16 protein-coding genes are annotated in these 16,966 nt (G+C 37.5%); 14 read left to right on the top strand and 2 right to left on the bottom strand.

What is annotated here, in order from left to right; translation table 11 throughout:
- Positions 1–38 precede the first annotated feature (38 nt).
- The 10 genes from rpoC (at position 39) to DEU40_RS01475 (ending at position 11,201) form a co-directional block, all read left to right on the top strand.
- A complete protein-coding gene (rpoC, locus tag DEU40_RS01520; RefSeq protein ID WP_110008212.1) occupies positions 39–4,304 on the top strand; it encodes a DNA-directed RNA polymerase subunit beta' in 4,266 nt (1,421 codons plus the stop codon).
- An 87-nt stretch (positions 4,305–4,391) separates the two neighbouring features.
- Entirely contained in the window at positions 4,392–4,697 is a 306-nt protein-coding gene (locus tag DEU40_RS01515; protein ID WP_002976436.1) for a DUF3467 domain-containing protein, read from the top strand.
- Between the two features lie 292 nt (positions 4,698–4,989).
- Complete coding sequence (locus tag DEU40_RS01510; RefSeq protein ID WP_110008211.1) at positions 4,990–5,640, top strand: Crp/Fnr family transcriptional regulator; 651 nt, start codon at positions 4,990–4,992, stop codon at positions 5,638–5,640.
- Between the two features lie 125 nt (positions 5,641–5,765).
- The gene (locus DEU40_RS01505; RefSeq protein WP_110008210.1) at positions 5,766–6,608 is read left to right on the top strand and encodes a DUF5777 family beta-barrel protein; all 843 of its coding nucleotides are present in this window, start codon (positions 5,766–5,768) and stop codon (positions 6,606–6,608) included.
- A 1-nt stretch (position 6,609) separates the two neighbouring features.
- Positions 6,610–6,957, top strand: coding sequence for a hypothetical protein (locus DEU40_RS01500; RefSeq protein ID WP_228406421.1), 348 nt, complete (start codon positions 6,610–6,612; stop codon positions 6,955–6,957).
- An 11-nt stretch (positions 6,958–6,968) separates the two neighbouring features.
- Positions 6,969–7,514 carry a YceI family protein gene (locus tag DEU40_RS01495; RefSeq protein WP_110008322.1) on the top strand — a complete coding sequence of 182 codons (546 nt, stop codon included), beginning with the start codon at positions 6,969–6,971 and terminating at the stop codon, positions 7,512–7,514.
- Entirely contained in the window at positions 7,511–8,035 is a 525-nt protein-coding gene (locus DEU40_RS01490; protein WP_110008208.1) for an ankyrin repeat domain-containing protein, read from the top strand. Before DEU40_RS01495 ends, DEU40_RS01490 begins: the two co-directional genes overlap by 4 nt.
- A gap of 1 nt (position 8,036) precedes the next feature.
- On the top strand, positions 8,037–8,786 hold the full coding sequence (locus tag DEU40_RS01485; RefSeq protein ID WP_110008207.1) for a DOMON domain-containing protein: 750 nt from the start codon (positions 8,037–8,039) through the stop codon (positions 8,784–8,786).
- 175 nt (positions 8,787–8,961) lie between these two features.
- Positions 8,962–9,807: a GNAT family N-acetyltransferase gene (locus tag DEU40_RS01480; protein ID WP_110008206.1), complete on the top strand. Its 846-nt coding sequence runs from the start codon at positions 8,962–8,964 to the stop codon at positions 9,805–9,807.
- 110 nt (positions 9,808–9,917) lie between these two features.
- A complete protein-coding gene (locus tag DEU40_RS01475) occupies positions 9,918–11,201 on the top strand; it encodes an ectonucleotide pyrophosphatase/phosphodiesterase (RefSeq protein ID WP_110008205.1) in 1,284 nt (427 codons plus the stop codon).
- 96 nt (positions 11,202–11,297) lie between these two features.
- Here the strand turns inward: DEU40_RS01475 and DEU40_RS01470 are convergent, their stop codons facing one another.
- Positions 11,298–12,176, bottom strand: a complete 879-nt coding sequence (locus DEU40_RS01470) for an NAD(P)H-binding protein (protein ID WP_110008204.1) — start codon at positions 12,174–12,176, stop codon at positions 11,298–11,300.
- An 82-nt stretch (positions 12,177–12,258) separates the two neighbouring features.
- On the opposite strand from DEU40_RS01470, the gene DEU40_RS01465 reads away from it, so the two are divergent.
- The gene (locus DEU40_RS01465) at positions 12,259–12,687 is read left to right on the top strand and encodes a winged helix-turn-helix transcriptional regulator (RefSeq protein ID WP_110008203.1); all 429 of its coding nucleotides are present in this window, start codon (positions 12,259–12,261) and stop codon (positions 12,685–12,687) included.
- 53 nt (positions 12,688–12,740) lie between these two features.
- On the opposite strand, the gene DEU40_RS01460 is transcribed toward DEU40_RS01465, so the two are convergent.
- Positions 12,741–13,796 carry an NAD(P)-dependent alcohol dehydrogenase gene (locus tag DEU40_RS01460; RefSeq protein WP_110008202.1) on the bottom strand — a complete coding sequence of 352 codons (1,056 nt, stop codon included), beginning with the start codon at positions 13,794–13,796 and terminating at the stop codon, positions 12,741–12,743.
- A gap of 266 nt (positions 13,797–14,062) precedes the next feature.
- Here DEU40_RS01460 and DEU40_RS01455 point away from each other — a divergent pair, with 266 nt between their 5' ends.
- The 3 genes from DEU40_RS01455 (at position 14,063) to DEU40_RS22285 (ending at position 16,946) form a co-directional block, all read left to right on the top strand.
- Positions 14,063–14,965 carry a helix-turn-helix domain-containing protein gene (locus tag DEU40_RS01455; protein WP_110008201.1) on the top strand — a complete coding sequence of 301 codons (903 nt, stop codon included), beginning with the start codon at positions 14,063–14,065 and terminating at the stop codon, positions 14,963–14,965.
- Positions 14,966–15,190: 225 nt separating this feature from the next.
- Positions 15,191–16,531: a carboxylesterase family protein gene (locus DEU40_RS01450; protein ID WP_181397921.1), complete on the top strand. Its 1,341-nt coding sequence runs from the start codon at positions 15,191–15,193 to the stop codon at positions 16,529–16,531.
- A 247-nt stretch (positions 16,532–16,778) separates the two neighbouring features.
- Positions 16,779–16,946: a hypothetical protein gene (locus DEU40_RS22285; protein ID WP_171006304.1), complete on the top strand. Its 168-nt coding sequence runs from the start codon at positions 16,779–16,781 to the stop codon at positions 16,944–16,946.
- The last annotated feature ends 20 nt before the right edge of the window (positions 16,947–16,966 follow it).

Below are 16,966 nucleotides of genomic sequence, written 5' to 3'. Positions count from 1 at the left end.
ATCTCAAATTTCAAATGTCAAATCTCAAATAACAAAAAATGTCAAATAAAAATAAATCAAGTAGATTTAATAAAATAACCATCGGTTTAGCTTCACCGGAGTCTATTTTACAAGACTCAAGAGGGGAGGTTTTAAAACCGGAAACTATTAACTACAGAACTCACAAGCCTGAAAGAGATGGGCTATTCTGTGAGAAAATCTTTGGTCCTGTAAAGGATTACGAATGTGCTTGTGGTAAATACAAGAGAATTCGTTACAAAGGGATCGTTTGTGACCGTTGTGGAGTAGAAGTTACTGAGAAAAAAGTAAGAAGAGAGAGAATCGGGCACATCAACCTTGTAGTTCCAATTGCACACATCTGGTATTTCCGTTCATTACCAAACAAAATCGGATACCTTTTAGGAATTCCTTCTAAGAAATTAGATATGATCATCTACTACGAAAGATATGTAGTGATTCAGCAAGGTATTGCTAAAAAATTAGACGGTTCTGATTTTGAAAATATGGAATTCCTTACAGAAGAAGAGTATCTTGATATCATGGAAACTCTTCCTGTAGAAAACCAGTATCTTGATGATTCTGATCCAAACAAATTCATCGCCAGAATGGGGGCTGAAGCTGTGGAAGATCTTTTAAAAAGAATCGATCTTGATGCATTGTCTTTCGACTTGAGACACAAAGCTCACAACGAAGGTTCAAAACAAAGAAGAACAGAAGCTCTTAAGAGATTGAACGTGGTAGAAGCATTGAGAGGTGCTAATACAAGAATGATCAACAGACCAGAGTGGATGATCATGCGTGTGCTTCCTGTTATCCCGCCAGAACTAAGACCATTGGTTCCATTGGATGGAGGACGTTTCGCAACTTCTGACCTGAATGACCTTTACAGAAGAGTTATCATCAGAAATAACCGTTTGAAGAGATTATTGGAGATCAAAGCTCCTGAAGTGATCTTGAGAAACGAGAAGCGTATGCTTCAGGAATCTGTAGATTCATTATTCGATAACACAAGAAAATCTTCTGCAGTAAAATCTGAGTCAAACAGACCATTGAAATCACTTTCTGATTCATTGAAAGGTAAGCAAGGTCGTTTCCGTCAGAACTTACTAGGGAAAAGGGTTGACTACTCTGCGCGTTCGGTAATTGTTGTAGGTCCAAACTTACAGCTTCACGAATGTGGTATTCCTAAAGATATGGCAGCTGAACTTTACAAACCGTTCATCATCAGAAAACTGATTGAAAGAGGAATTGTAAAAACAGTAAAATCTGCAAAGAGAATTATCGACAGAAAAGAACCGGTAGTTTATGATATCCTTGAAAACGTGATGAAAGGTCACCCGGTACTATTGAACAGGGCACCTACGCTTCACAGACTGGGTATTCAGGCTTTCCAACCTAAGATGATCGAAGGTAAGGCAATCCAGCTGCACCCGTTAGTAACTACAGCCTTCAACGCCGATTTCGATGGTGACCAGATGGCGGTACACTTACCGTTAGGACCAGAAGCGATCCTTGAAGCTCAGTTATTGATGTTAGGTTCTCAAAACATCCTGAACCCTGCAAACGGTTCCCCAATTACAGTACCATCTCAGGACATGGTTCTTGGTCTTTATTTCATGACTAAAGAATTAAGCTCTACAGAGACGATGAAAGTAAAAGGAGAAGGTCTTGCATTCTATTCTCCTGAAGAAGCGGAAATTGCTTATGCTGAAGGAAGAGTATCTTTAAATGCTAAAGTAAGATGTAGACTACCTATCAAAGAAGACGGAGAAATCGTTACAAGACTAATCGAAACTTCTGTAGGTAGAATCCTGTTCAACCAGATTGTACCTAAGCAGGTAGGATATATCAATGAACTTCTGACTAAGAAATCATTGAGAAACGTTATCGGTAAGATCCTTGCTGATACGGATTTCCCTACCACTGTGAAGTTCCTTGATGCAATGAAAGACCTAGGGTATTCAAACGCATTCAAAGGAGGTCTTTCTTTCTCACTTGGGGATATCGTAGTTCCTGTTGAGAAAAAGCAGATGATTGCACAATCAATCGAAACTGTAGACGAAATTAGAGCCAACTATAACATGGGTCTGATTACCGATACAGAACGTTATAACCAGGTAATCGACGTTTGGACAAATACCAACGCCGGATTAACTGAAATGATCATGAGCAGAATGAAAACTGACCAAGGTGGTTTCAACTCTGTATACATGATGCTTGACTCTGGAGCGAGGGGTTCTAAAGAACAGATCCGTCAGTTATCAGGGATGAGAGGTTTGATGGCAAAACCGCAGAAAGCTGGTTCTACCGGAGCGGAGATCATCGAAAACCCGATCCTTGCCAACTTTAAGGAAGGTCTTTCGATTCTAGAGTACTTTATCTCTACCCACGGTGCCCGTAAAGGTCTTGCGGATACCGCTCTTAAGACAGCCGACGCCGGTTACTTAACGAGAAGATTGGTAGACGTTGCACAGGACGTTATCGTTACAGAAGACGACTGTGGAACTCTAAGAGGTACAGAAGTTACTGCACTTAAGAAAAATGACGAGATCGTTGAAAGAATCTCTGAAAGAATCTTAGGTAGAGTATCTCTTCATAATATTTACGATCCTGAAACTGACGAGCTTATCGCAAGTGCAGATCAGGTGATCATTGAATCTTTGGCGAAGAGAATCGAAGAAGCTGGATTAGAAGCTGTGGAGGTTCGTTCACCATTAACTTGTGAAGCTAAGAAAGGTATCTGTGCGAAATGTTACGGTAGAAACTTGGCAACAGGTAAAGTGATTCACATGGGTGAAGCGGTAGGTGTAATTGCAGCACAATCCATTGGGGAACCAGGTACTCAGCTTACGTTGAGAACCTTCCACCAAGGGGGTACTGCAGGAAACGTATCAGAAAACCCATCTATCGTGGCAAGAAGAGATGGTATCGTAGAAATGGATGAAGTAAGAACTATTACTTCAGAAGATGAAAACGGTAATACAGCTGAGGTCGTGGTTTCCCGTTCAACAGAATTCAGATTAGTTGCTGATAATGAGTCCAGAACTCCATTAATGGTAGCTAACGTACCTTACGGATCTATATTATCTGTAAAACCAGGTGATAAAGTGAAGAAAGGAGATACAATCTGTAGATGGGATCCGTATAACGCGGTTATCATTGCTGAAACTTCAGGTAAGGTAGAATACGAGGATATCATCCAGGGTATTTCATTCCAGCTTGAAATTGACGAACAAACAGGATTCGAAGAGAAAGTAATCTCTGAATCCAGAAATAAGAAAGCCGTACCTACCCTGAAAGTGGTAGACTCTAAAGGAGTTGAGCAAAAAGCTTACAACTTACCGGTAGGAGCCCACTTAATGGTTAACGATGGTGAAAAAATTAAGGCTGGTAAAGTCTTAATCAAGATCCCAAGAAAATCTGCAAAAGCAGGGGATATCACCGGAGGTCTTCCGAGAGTTACCGAATTATTCGAAGCAAGAAACCCTTCAAACCCAGCGGTTGTTACTGAAATCGACGGGGTAGTTTCTTACGGAAAAATCAAGAGAGGTAACCGTGAACTTATTGTTGAGGCTAAAACTGGAGAAAGAAAAATTTACTTGGTAAAACTTTCCAACCAGATTCTTGTTCAGGAGAATGACTTCGTAAGAGCAGGTTCTCCACTTTCTGACGGTTCTATCACACCGGAAGATATCTTGAGAATTAAAGGTCCAACTGCCGTTCAGGAATACTTAGTAAACGAAATTCAGGAAGTTTACCGTCTACAGGGGGTAAAAATCGACGACAAGCACTTCGAAATTATCGTAAGACAGATGATGACGAAAGTATCTATCGTAGATGGAGGTGATACTCAATTCCTTGAAGGAGCTCTTGAACATAAGTATGACTTCCTGGAAGAAAACAACAGAGTATTCGGTCTTAAAGTAGTAGTAGATGCTGGTGATTCTAAAGAATTCAAGCCAGGTCAGATGATTACTGCAAGAGAATTAAGAGACGAAAACTCTAAGTTGAAGCGTGAAGATTTAGCATTGGTAGAAGTAAGAGAAGCTCTTCCTGCTACTGCAACTCCGGTACTGCAAGGTATTACAAGAGCTGCCCTTCAAACTAAGTCATTCATGTCTGCAGCATCATTCCAGGAAACAACTAAAGTTCTTAACGAAGCAGCAGTTGCTGGTAAGATAGACGATCTTAACGGTCTTAAAGAAAATGTAATTGTAGGTCACAGAATCCCTGCAGGTACAGGTCTTAAAGAATATCAGAACGTTATTGTTGGTTCTAAGAAAGAATTCGAAGACCTTAACTAAAATTAATGATTTGAAATTTGGGATTTGAAATTATTTTTATATTTTCACAATCTCAAATTTCGAATTTTAAAAACATAATTTATAACAATGGACAACAATCAAAATCCACAAGACGGAAACATCAACATCGAATTAAACGAAATGGTAGCGGCTGGTATCTATGCTAACCTTGCATTGGTAAACCACTCTCCATCTGAATTTGTAGTAGACTTTATTCAGTTGATGCCAGGTGTTCAGCAGGCTAAAGTAAGATCAAGAGTAATTCTTGCTCCACTTCACGCTAAAAGAGTGTTAAACGCTCTTCAACAGAACATCGCTAACTACGAGCAACAGTTCGGAGAAATCAAAGAAGTTGAGCCTTTCGTATTAGGAGGAAACAACGTTCAAGCTTAAGATTTCTTTTGTAATCATATAATTGCCCCGGATTTATCCGGGGCTTTTTGTTTTTTAATTAAAAAAATAAGCATTTTAATTAAAAAACAAAAAACGCTCAAATAGGTATTTTATATATTTATGTTATTTTTACATGTATATCTATAATATATTTGTTTTTATTGAATTATAACATCACTGAAATTCATATTGGATTTGTCTAATTGTTAATTTTCTTTAATGAGGTGAAAATATGTAGTAGGCATATATCAATTTTATATCTTTGTTTAAGAAAAAGCAGAAAATATAAGATATGATTGATAACTCGTTCGCTGTAAGTAAATTTGGCTTTTTGGGTGCCGAATTTTTATCGGAGCTTGAAAAACATGCTGTTGCTGTTGATATAAAAGCAAAAACAGAGATCATAAGAGAAGGACAGAAGAATAAATTTGTTCCTTTCCTCATAAAAGGCTCTATCAAAGTCTTTACCTTAAATGACGGAAGAGAACTGATCTACTATTATATCAAACCGAAAGATAGCTGTCTCATGACCTTTTCATCCATTCTGACAGATTATATCAGCAGGGTATATGCCATCGCAGAAGAAGATTCGCAAGCGATTCTTATTCCCGTTTCTGTCATGCACGAATGGCTTATAAGGTTTCCTGAAATTAATAAGCTCTTTTACCATGAATATGACCGGAGATTTTCAGAAGTGATGAATATGGTGAACGATGCTGTTTTTCACAGACTGGATAAGAGGGTTCTGAACTATATTAAACAACAGATTGTATCCACAGGAAACAACCCTATTAAGATTACCCATCGTGAAATTGCCAACAGTTTGGGGACTTCAAGAGAAGTGGTAAGCAGAGTTTTGAAAAAAATTGAAAGCGAAGGTGAAATTATGCAGACCAAAGAAGGAATAAAAGTTCCTGTAAATGAAAATGTTAGAACGGTCTAATTTCAATTGTTTGAAAAGTTTATTTCTATTATTGATAAAAACAATTTGACTGGTGACTTTTATCACCTATTTTTGAATTGAGAACTCAATAAGTTTGTCATATCATAATTTAATTCAAATTGTATATGACAAAAACTCTCTTATTTTTGTCAATGTTTTCTTCAGGTCTTGTCTTTGCACAGGAAGACCTGCTGAAAGATATTGACACGGTTAAAACCAATACAGAAACCTCACAACCTGCTTTCAAAGCCCTTCAGATTGTAACAGGACAATCTACAAAACTTGCAGCCAAAAAAGAATGGTACATTATCGTTGCCCATAGATTTGGTGATATAAGCGCTGGATTTAAAGACTTTTTCGGTCTTGATCATGCTTCCACCAAATTAGGTGTTATCTATGGTATTTCAGACGCAATATCTGTAAGCCTTTCCAGAGAAACCAATATGAAAACATTTGAAGGAGCAGTGAAATACAGATTGATAAAACAAAGTGAAAACTTCCCGGTGGATATTGTGGGGTATAACGTAATGGGAGCCAATACTGAACTGGATAAGGACACTTATCCTCACCTTACATTCAGTGACAGGCTTTCTTATCTTACCCAGGCATTGATCTCAAGAAGATTCAGTGATAAGCTTTCAGTACAGCTTACGCCTTCATTTGTTCATAAAAACCTTTACGAACCTACCATTGAAAACAAAAACCAGTTTCTGGCAGGTTTGGGAGGACGCTATAAAATTTCAAAACGAGTTTCTGTGAATGCAGAATACTTTGTGAATTTTGACGATCACAGTTTTTATAAAAACCCTTTATCGTTGGGCGTAGATATAGAAACCGGAGGACATGTGTTCCAGCTTTTACTGACAAACTCCCAGATTAATTCTGATATCGGATATCTTACCAATGCCACAGGAGCATGGGGAAAGGGACATATTTTCTTTGGGTTTAATCTTTACAGAGTTTTTTAATATGAAAAAGCTAACATCCTTATTGATATTGTCGTCAGCAATCATACTAACGGCTTGTGACAGCAGAACTTACGAAGAGATTTCTGATAATACACCCATCACAGCACCTGTAAAATATACAGCAGATGTAAAACCAATTGTGGATAACAGCTGTATAGGCTGTCATTCTGCGGGAAGTTTTAAACCTCTCGTTACTTATGATCAGGTAAAGAATAATATAGACGGAATTCTGGACCGTATCCAAAGACCTAATGGCGATCCCGGGAAAATGCCTCAGGGAGGATCATTATCTGCCGCTCAGATCAATATTTTCATCAAATGGAAAGCTGACGGATTAAATGAAAATTAAAATAAATGATTATGAAAAAATTAGCATTATTAAGCGTATTACTTCTCTCTGCGGGATACGCTTCGGCACAGAAATATAGCTCCAAAACAGGAAAAGTAACTTTTGAAGCATCAGTACCTCTGTTTGACGATATCTTTGCCCAGGATGATAATAATATTGTGATTCTGAATGCAGATAACGGTGAAATGGCATCTGTTTCAACCGTTAAAAACTTTCATTTTAAAACAAAATTAATGGAAGAGCATTTCAATGAAAGCTACGCTGAATCTGCAAAATATCCGAAAACTACTTTCAAAGGGAAAATTGTCAACTTTGATAAAACAAAACTTACCACAAGTCCTCAGAAATATACCGTTCAGGGAACGCTAAACTTCCATGGGGTAGACAAGGCTGTTACTTCTTCTGCCACATTATACGCAAAAGACGGCAAAATCTATATGCAGGGTGGATTTGTAGCCAGACCGGTAGATTATAAAGTGACCATTCCAAAAATGGTAACCAAGAAAGTGGCTGAAAATGTCAACATCGAATATAACTATGTAATGGTAAAACAATGAGAAATATAATCTTAGTATTGGGACTGTTCCTGAGTTCATTGTTATCTGCTCAGGAAAAAGCGAAATCAATATTTGATATTGCCAGAAGCGGAACGGTTGCTGAAGTACAGGAACTGATGAAACAAAATCCGGATGTGATCAATCAAACCAATGAACACGGATTTTCACCCCTTATTCTGGCCTGTTACAGAGGAAATACAGACGTTGCCGATTTTCTGATTGAAAATGTAAAAGATGTCAATTACAAAAGCCGTGAAGGAACGGCATTGGCAGGTCTTGCGATTAAATACAACAAAGACCTTGTAGAACATCTGCTTAAGAAAAAAGCAGATCCCAATATTGCAGATGAAACAGGATACACCCCTTTATTCTGGGCTGTAAAATCCGGAAATAAAGATCTGGTAGAACAGCTGCTGAAGTATAAAGCAGATAAAACAAAGAAAGATTCAATGGGAATGACCCCTTTCGAATATGCATTACAAACCAATAACAAGGAAATTATTAATCTTTTAAAAAATTGATATGAAAAAAACTCTACTAGCGCTAAGCGTACTACTTGCCAATTTCGCATTGGCACAGTTTTCGTCAGGAACGGTAAACTTACCGGCAACTTCCATGACGGTGAAATTAGATACAACTCCTTCAGGAGTAACGATTACGGTAACAGGTGACAGCAACTCTATGATGGGAATAGGTTTTGGAACTACCGGGATGGCTGCGGGATCAGACGGATTTATTTATAACTCTTCTGCCAATAGAGACTATTCGTTCAATAATGTTCCTAATGCACCCTCGGCCGATGCATCTCAGGACTGGACAGAAACTTCGAACACCGTATCCGGATCTACAAGAACTGTAGTGGCAACAAGGTCACTTACAGGTGGAACAGGAGATTTTGCCATTGCCAATGCTGCGGGAACCATCAATATTTTCTATGCTCGTAAAAGTGGAGGAACTTCTTTAGGATATCATGATGCAGGACGAGGATATGCAACATTGACGATGACAGCTGCCACTTTATCCACCAATGAAATTACAGCTGATAGCAAAAAGGTAAATCTATATCCTAATCCGGCAAAATCAACCGTTAATTTCAAAAATTCTGACAAAATAAAATCCGTTGATATCTACGAAGCAACAGGCAGAAAAGTATTGTCAGTAAAACCAGATGGAGAAAGCATCAGTATTGAAAATCTGAAATCAGGAAGTTACTATCTTGAAATTCAGCTTAAAGACGGAAGTACATCTTATGAAAAACTGATCAAAGAATAATTTTTCAGAAAAAACACACCTCAATATTTTTTAAACAGATACCTCTGATTTTTCAGGGGTATCATTTTTTCTTAAAGTCCCAATTTCAGGGTGATTGCTTTAAAATTCTTATATTTGTATGTATCCTGATTCTTAATAAAGGAAAATTTTTTGACCTTATAATTTTTACGATCCTATGGAATTCAAAACCTTAGCTGATATCACAATAGATGAACTTTTATCAGTATTCAATTACTCATTTTCTGATTATGTTGTTCCTTTTCACTTGACAAAAGAAGTGCTTGTTTCAAAAATTGCAGCAGAAAAATTAGATCTGAGTTTGTCTGCCGGAGCATTTGAAGAGGGGAAACTGGTTGCCTTTATCCTTCAGTCTGAAAAAATTGAAAACGGGGAGAAAATTATTTACAATGGCGGTACAGGAGTAGTTCCGGAAAGCAGAGGCAAGGGATTGGTGAGAAAAATGTATGATTTTATCATTCCTGTTTTAAAGGATAGAAATGCCAATACCTTATTGCTTGAAGTGATTGAAGGAAATCAGCCTGCCATCAGAGCTTATGAAAATCTCGGGTTTACGATTGTACGAAGATTACTTTGCTTCAACGGAAGTATTCAGCAGGGAAAAGAAAATGCTGAGGTTTCTATTAAGGATTTGAAAGAATTTCAATGGGAGTTGTTATGTTCATTCTGGGATATTGAACCTTCATGGCAGGGATCAGTTTTCGTATTGGAACCGATGCCTGAAAATTATGTGACTTTAGGTGCTTATGAAAGGGAAAAGCTCGTCGGATATATTGTTTATGGTCCTGCATCGAAAAAAGTATATCAGTTTGCTGTAGATAAGAATTACAGAAATAAGGGAATTGGTACAAAGCTCTTTAATGCTATCAGAGAAAAAAATAACGGGCAGGCGATAGCGTTAAACAATGTGGATGATTCTTCAGAAAGTACAGATAAGTTTCTTAGCGAAAAAATAGGACTGAACAACTGGCTGTCACAATTTGAAATGAAAAGGTCTATTTAACAGCGATTAATTTTGATTCAAACAAAATAAGAGGTTTTAATATACTTTTAATCTCTTAAACTTTTCAGGGAGAAGGATAGGATGTAACTTTGCCGAAAATTTTTAAAATAATGAAGCGAGGAATCCATTTTTTACTGCTGCTCATTTCCTTTACGGCTTTTGCCCAGCAGGCCAATATTGATACTGCCCAGGTTGTAATACCAGGAAGACAAAACAGTACTGAAGCACAGTCGAAACCTTATGTGATTATGATATCAACGGATGGTTTCCGTTATGATTATGCTAAGAAATATAATGCTGAAAATCTTTTAAAACTGGCTAATGGCGGTGTAAAGGCTGAAGCAATGATTCCAAGCTATCCAAGTATTACTTTCCCCAACCACTGGAGTCTTATCACAGGGCTTTATCCTTCCCATCATGGCCTGATTGATAATTTTTTCTATGATTATAAGAGAAAAGAAGGATATGCGATGAGCAATAAGAAAAATGCTGAGGACGGAAGCTGGTATGGAGGAACTCCGCTTTGGGGGCTTGCTGAAAAACAGGGAATGGTGTCGGCCTCTTTAATGTGGGTAGGATCTGCCAGCGATGCAGGAGGGATGAGACCCACTTATTATTATCCATATCACGAAAAGTTCACACCTTCCGAAAAGGTAGAAAAAGTGGTAAACTGGCTGAAACTGCCTGAAGATAAAAGACCTCATTTTATTTCATTGTACTTCCCGGAAGTAGATGGGAGCGGGCATCATTTTGGTCCTGATGCGAAAGAAACGGAAATAGCTGTTCATCTGATAGATCAGGCTATTGGTGATCTTGTTCAGAAAGTAAATGGATTAGGATTGAAAAATGTCAACTTTGTTTTTGTTTCCGATCACGGGATGATTAAAGTAGACGGCGGTACACCTTTGGAAATTCCTGCTCTTCTTTTTGATAAAAACAGATTTGATTTTTATAATTCCCAGACTTTACTAAGAGTCTACGTTAAAAACCCTGATGAGGTAAAAGCAGTTTATAAACAACTGAAAGCCAATAAAACAGACGACTACGAAGTATATCTGGATAAAAAGCTTCCCAGATACCTGCATTTCGCTACAAGGGATGACCAGTACAACAGAATAGGACAGATTCTTCTGATTCCGAAAGCACCAAAGATTTTCCTGGAGAAAGGTAAGAAAACATCTGTTGGAAAACACGGCTATAACCCTAAAGTGGTACCGGAAATGAAAGCTACTTTCTTTGCCTGGGGACCAGAATTTAAAAACAATCTGGTGATTGATGAATTTGCGAACATCAATGTTTATCCTTTGGTGGCTGAGGTTTTAGGATTAAAAATCGATCAGCCTATTGATGGAAAATTAAAAGTTCTAAAAGAAGCCCTGAAAGAGAAGAAATAATTCTTAAGGCTTAAAATATAATAGTAAAAAAACAGTTTCGGCGCACCAAAGGTGCGCCGAAACTAATTTTATTAGTCTTTAAAAAGACAAAAGAAATTAAAATTGAGAAGCAAACTCCTTTGCAAAATCTTCTAATTTAACACTTCCTGTAACCGGGGAACCATGATCAATAAAATCTTTCTGTACAACACCGGTTCTTATTCCTCTTCCCATTTCAACATATAGCTTGGCCATATCTTCAGGGAGTCCGGCCTGCAGCATTCCGTTTAAAGAATCTTCATCAGAGAACTCTACCCATGGAAGTTCCGGCTTATTAACAGCAGAACCCAAAACTTTAGCAAAATCAGAGGCTTTTCTTATATCGCTTACAATATATCTGATCGTATTGGTATTTCCGTCGTTTACCAGTTCTTTGGCAGCAGCTTTCGCAATATCAGTTGGATGTACAACCGGTACTTCAATACTTGCAGGATAATTTGCTCCAATGATTCCTGCATTTTGAATCAAAGGAATATCATTGAAAAAGTTATTATAAAAGTATCCGGCTCTTAAAAAAGTAAAAGAAGTGTTCTCTGCTTCATTATATATTTTTTCAATATTGTGAAGACCTGCAATCGGGCCGTTTTCTACCGGAGATTCAGCGCCTACACTGCTTAACATTACAGCTCTTTTTACATTAGCTTTTTTTAAAGCTTCCGCATAATTTTTCCCTGCATTGGTAGTATTTTCTACAATTTTATCAGGGCTGATAGCCGGAGGAGTCATTACAAAAACCGCATCAGCCCCTTCAAAAGTCTGAGTTAAAAAGTTAACATCTGTGATAGATCCTATGGCTGGCGTGGCACCCATCGATTCAATATCCTGTTTTCTTGCCTCGCTGCTGCTTACTACTGTAATATCGTGCCCTTCTGCAATTAACTGTTGGGCTAATGGCTTAGCTACATTTCCTAGTGATCCTGTGATTACAATTTTCATATGTGAATATTTTTTTATTTCTGAGAACAAAGTTATATTTGTACTTACTTTTATACAAGTACTTACCCTAAAGTATGTAATTATGACAGCCATCAAAGAAAGTTCAACTATCCAGGAAAACAGAAAGACGGTACAGGATTGTCCTGTAATGTATGTTATGGAAAGAATCGGTGGATTCTGGAAACCTATTATCCTGTTCAATCTTTCCACAGGAGAAAAAAGATACAGTGAATTGAAAAAAGCAATTCCGGCCGTAACAGAAAAAATGCTCATCCAGCATTTGAAACAGCTTGAAACCGACGGACTCATTATCAGAACAGCAAAACCTGTAGTACCGCCTCATGTGACGTATAAACTAAGTGACGCAGGGAATGAACTGGCCCCCGTGATTGATGCCATGGCAGCCTGGGCATTTCAGGATATGGAAAGAAATGATAATAAATGTGCTGAAGGAAACAGATATATAACGAATCAGGATCAGAATGCTTTCAGCCAGAATCTTAAAAAATAAAAACAGGCTCTTCAATCCGAAGAGCCTGTTTCTGTTACTATTCTATCAAAGAATTATAAAGACTGCATATCAATCACGAAACGGTATTTTACATCGCTTTTAAGCATTCTTTCATATGCATTGTTGATATCCTGCATTTTAATCAGCTCGATATCAGATACGATATTATGTTTTCCACAGAAATCTAACAGTTCCTGGGTTTCTGCAATACCTCCGATCAAAGATCCTGCTACAGAACGGCGTTGGAAGATCATAGGTCTTGTACTTACCTGCGTTTCCTGGAATTCACCAACGAATCCTACAAGAACCAGAGTTCCGTTCAGAGAAAGAGTCTGCATATAAGGATTGATGTCATGTTCGTAAGGTACCGTATCGATGATAAGGTCAAATTTACCTTTTACAGCATCCATTTGGGAATCATCCGTAGAGATTACTACGTGATCTGCTCCAAGCTGTTTCGCATCATCCGTTTTTCCCGGAGTTCTTGAGAATAAAGTAACTTCTGCTCCCAGTCCTTTTGCTAGTTTAATAGCCATATGACCTAAACCGCCTAATCCTACAACGGCTACTTTTGAACCCGGACCAGCGTTCCAGTGTCTTAACGGTGACCATGTGGTAATCCCTGCGCACAGAAGGGGTGCTACTGCTGCCAGATCTAAGTTTTCAGGAACACTTAAAACAAAATGTTCATCAACAACTACTTTTTGAGAATATCCTCCAAAAGTATGACCTCCAAGATGCTTATCTTTTCCGTTATAAGTCCCTGTAAATCCATTCTGGCAGTATTGCTCCAGATCGTGCTGACAACTGTCGCAATGTCCGCATGAATCCACCATGCATCCTACTGCTGCCAGATCTCCCGCTTTAAATTTAGAAACCTCACTTCCTACTTTGGTAATTCTTCCTACAATTTCATGCCCCGGAACTACAGGATATAAAGATCCGCCCCAGTCGTTTCTGGCTGTATGAAGGTCAGAGTGGCATACCCCGCAGTATAGAATTTCAATTTCTACATCTTTTGAGGTGACTTCTCTTCTTTCAATATTCATTTCTTTCAGATCTGCCGTGGTAGACTCTGCACCATAAGCTTTTACTGTGATTGTACTCATTTTTATATTTAGTTTATTTAGGGTTATAAATGTTATAAATTATGATATTCAATATGAACCTATGCTGTTCCTTAAGAGAACTAATCCGGAAAAGCTTTTCCCTTTTTGAGGAATGTCCGTATTAAAACTTTCTATAACGATACAAAAGTCGAAACTTTCCTGTAAACAAAACTTATACAGATTACCGAATTACTTACCAATTTTACTGGCACCATTTCAGTTACAAATGAAAGTGGTAATTTTGAATAGTAATAAAAATGTACTTCATGGAAAATCAGAAGGTTGAAATTTACAACAGTGTTTCGGAATACAATAAAATGGCCAATCATGAAACCCTGCATCCGCTGGTGAGTATTATTGATTTTTCCAAATCTGATCCTATCTGCCAGCACCAAAGAAAATTCGGGTTTTATACCGTTTTTCTGAAAGATGTAATGTGCGGAGATATGCAGTATGGGAAACACAGCTACGATTATCAGGAAGGAACTTTAGTTTTTATTGCTCCCGGACAGACGTATGGAATTTATAATAATGACAGATTTATCCAGCCCGCAGGTTTTGCCCTTATTTTTCATCCGGATTTAATTAAAGGAACCAACTTAGGGAAGAATATGAAAGACTATTCCTTCTTCTCTTATGATGTGCATGAAGCGCTTCATCTCTCAGAAAAAGAAAGGGAAGTAGTGCTGGATTGCTTTAAAAATATTAAACTGGAGCTGGAACAAGCTATTGATAAGCATAGTAAATCTTTAATTGTTAATAATATTGAACTCTTTCTGAACTACTGCATGCGTTTTTATGACCGCCAGTTTATTACAAGAGATCACATCAACCAGGGAGTCATCGGGAAATTTGAAAATCTGGTGGATGATTATTTAAAATCTGAAAATCCCCAAAATATAGGTTTTCCAATGGTCAATTATTTTGCAGAAAAGCTGAATTTATCTGCCAATTATTTCGGAGATCTGATCAAAAAAGAACTGGGAATTTCAGCTCAGGAGTTTATCCACAATAAACTGATTGATATAGCCAAAGAACAGATTCTGGATCAGACAAAAACAATAAGTGAAATTTCTTATGATTTAGGATTTAAATATCCACAGCATTTTACAAGACTTTTTAAAACCAAAGTAGGGATTTCTCCCAGCGAATATAAAATCCTGAACTAGTCTTTTAACACTAATAACACTAATTTTTTCACGAATAACACAATAATTGTTTGTGAATATTTGTGCCTGCATTTGTGGAATTTGTGTTTAGATTTTTTCAACACGAATAACACTAATTTTTTTCACAAATAACACAATGATGGTTTGTGAATATTTGTGCCTGCATTTGTGATATTTGCGTTTAAATAATTAAATTTAAAGAGAAAAGTTTTCACATTTGTAAAGATGACACCCAATCAGCAGAATACCACTATTTTCGAGACTCGTTTCGGAAAAATTTTAGCCTTAAAAGAAAATGGAATTATCAGAGCCAGAAGTATCCGTTATGCCCATTCTGAAAGATTTAAAAAACCAGTCGCTGTAGAAACCTCTCTATCTTCAATCATTATTTCTCCGGAAAAAACTCCGGTGTGCCCGCAGGCTTTAAGTCCGCTTGTAGAAAAAATGATCGGAGCGACACCTGTTGAAAGTTTTGAAGCAGATGAATCTACCCAATACCTTTCCATAACCCGGCCTGAAACAATTTCTAAAAATGAAAAACTTCCTGTGGTGGTCTGGATCCATGGAGGCTCTCATGAAATAGGTTGTGGAGATCTGGCTACAGCCGATCCCGCCGAATGGGTAAAAGAACAGCATATTATCGTTGTGAGTGTTTCATATCGTCTGGGATTATTTGGATTTTTAGGGGGAGATGAAAAAAGACCTGCCAATTTAGGACTGTTGGATATCATCGAAGCACTAAAGTGGATCAAAAACAATATAGCTGATCTGGGAGGCGATGAAAATAATATTACCCTTCTCGGACAGTCTTCAGGAGGCGATGCTATTGCCCATTTAATGATATCAGAAGGTGTGGAGGGCTTATTCCAGCGTGTGATTATTCAGAGTGCTCCCCTGGGATTACGCCATAAAAGACAAAAAATGTCGGCAGAATTTCTGAAAAAAACAGAAATATTGAAAGATGAAACCGATGTTTTAAAAATGATGGACGAATATAAAGTATTGGTACCCTCTGTAATAAAATATGGTTTGAAAGCAGCAATGCCTTTTGGTACTCAATACGGACATTTTCCTTTGTGTAAAGAAGACGAATCTGTGAAAATGTGGAAAAAAAACGCTCAGAAATATGATGTTCTGATTGGCTTAAATAATGATGAAACTGCTTTTTATCTTAAAACTTCAGAGGCCTTGAATAAATACTTCGGAAAAGGATTGGGTTTAAAACTCATGGATAAAACAGTTGAAAAAACGACTGCGCTTATCTACGGAAATCCGGCAAGACAGTTTGCGAGGAACCTGGCTGAAGCCGGTGGAAATGTCTATCTCTTCAGGATTTATTCAAAATTGAAAGATAATCACATTGGAGCACCACATTGTATAGATCTCCCATTGATTTTTGGTAACGAGGCAGCCTGGAAATCTTCCGAACTGCTGAAAGATATTCCCTGGAGCCGTATTCATGAAAATGGTGTAAAATTACGGGCACTTTGGGCAGAATTTGCCAGAACCGGAAAAATAGCTGACACCTCAGAAAGACCGGAAATCCTGGAACTGCGAAAGATGTAATAATAAATCCAACTTTAGGAAATCTCTAATCTTAACCGAAATCCAACTGAAGATGTAAACATTCCCATCCTTTGGAGGGGTGGCAAAAATTCGAAAAATTTTTGACGGGGTGGCTCATCATATTCTCAATATTTATCTTTAATAATGAAAATTGTATATACTAAATCAGGTAGTTAGTATTAAATGTTTATTCATAATTATAATTTTTAATGTATATTTATTATCTAAACCATAAAAAATAATAATTATGAAAACAAACAGAGACTTCAAAGTAAGAAAACTGAACCGTCAGGAATTAAAGAGTTTAAAAGCCGGAGATATCAACAGAGACAGAGTATGCTGTACTTCCAACGAAGAAGGGTATTGTTGTGAATGGGCTATAGATGTTTGGAATTGCAGATATATTTACTGCTAAATCTTAAAGACCCTTGTCAA

It is taken from the genome of Chryseobacterium sp. AG844, assembly GCF_003182335.1.
GTDB lineage: Bacteria > Bacteroidota > Bacteroidia > Flavobacteriales > Weeksellaceae > Chryseobacterium > Chryseobacterium cupriresistens.
Note: the sequence above shows the minus strand (reverse complement) of the source record. Positions and strands in the feature narration are given on the sequence as shown.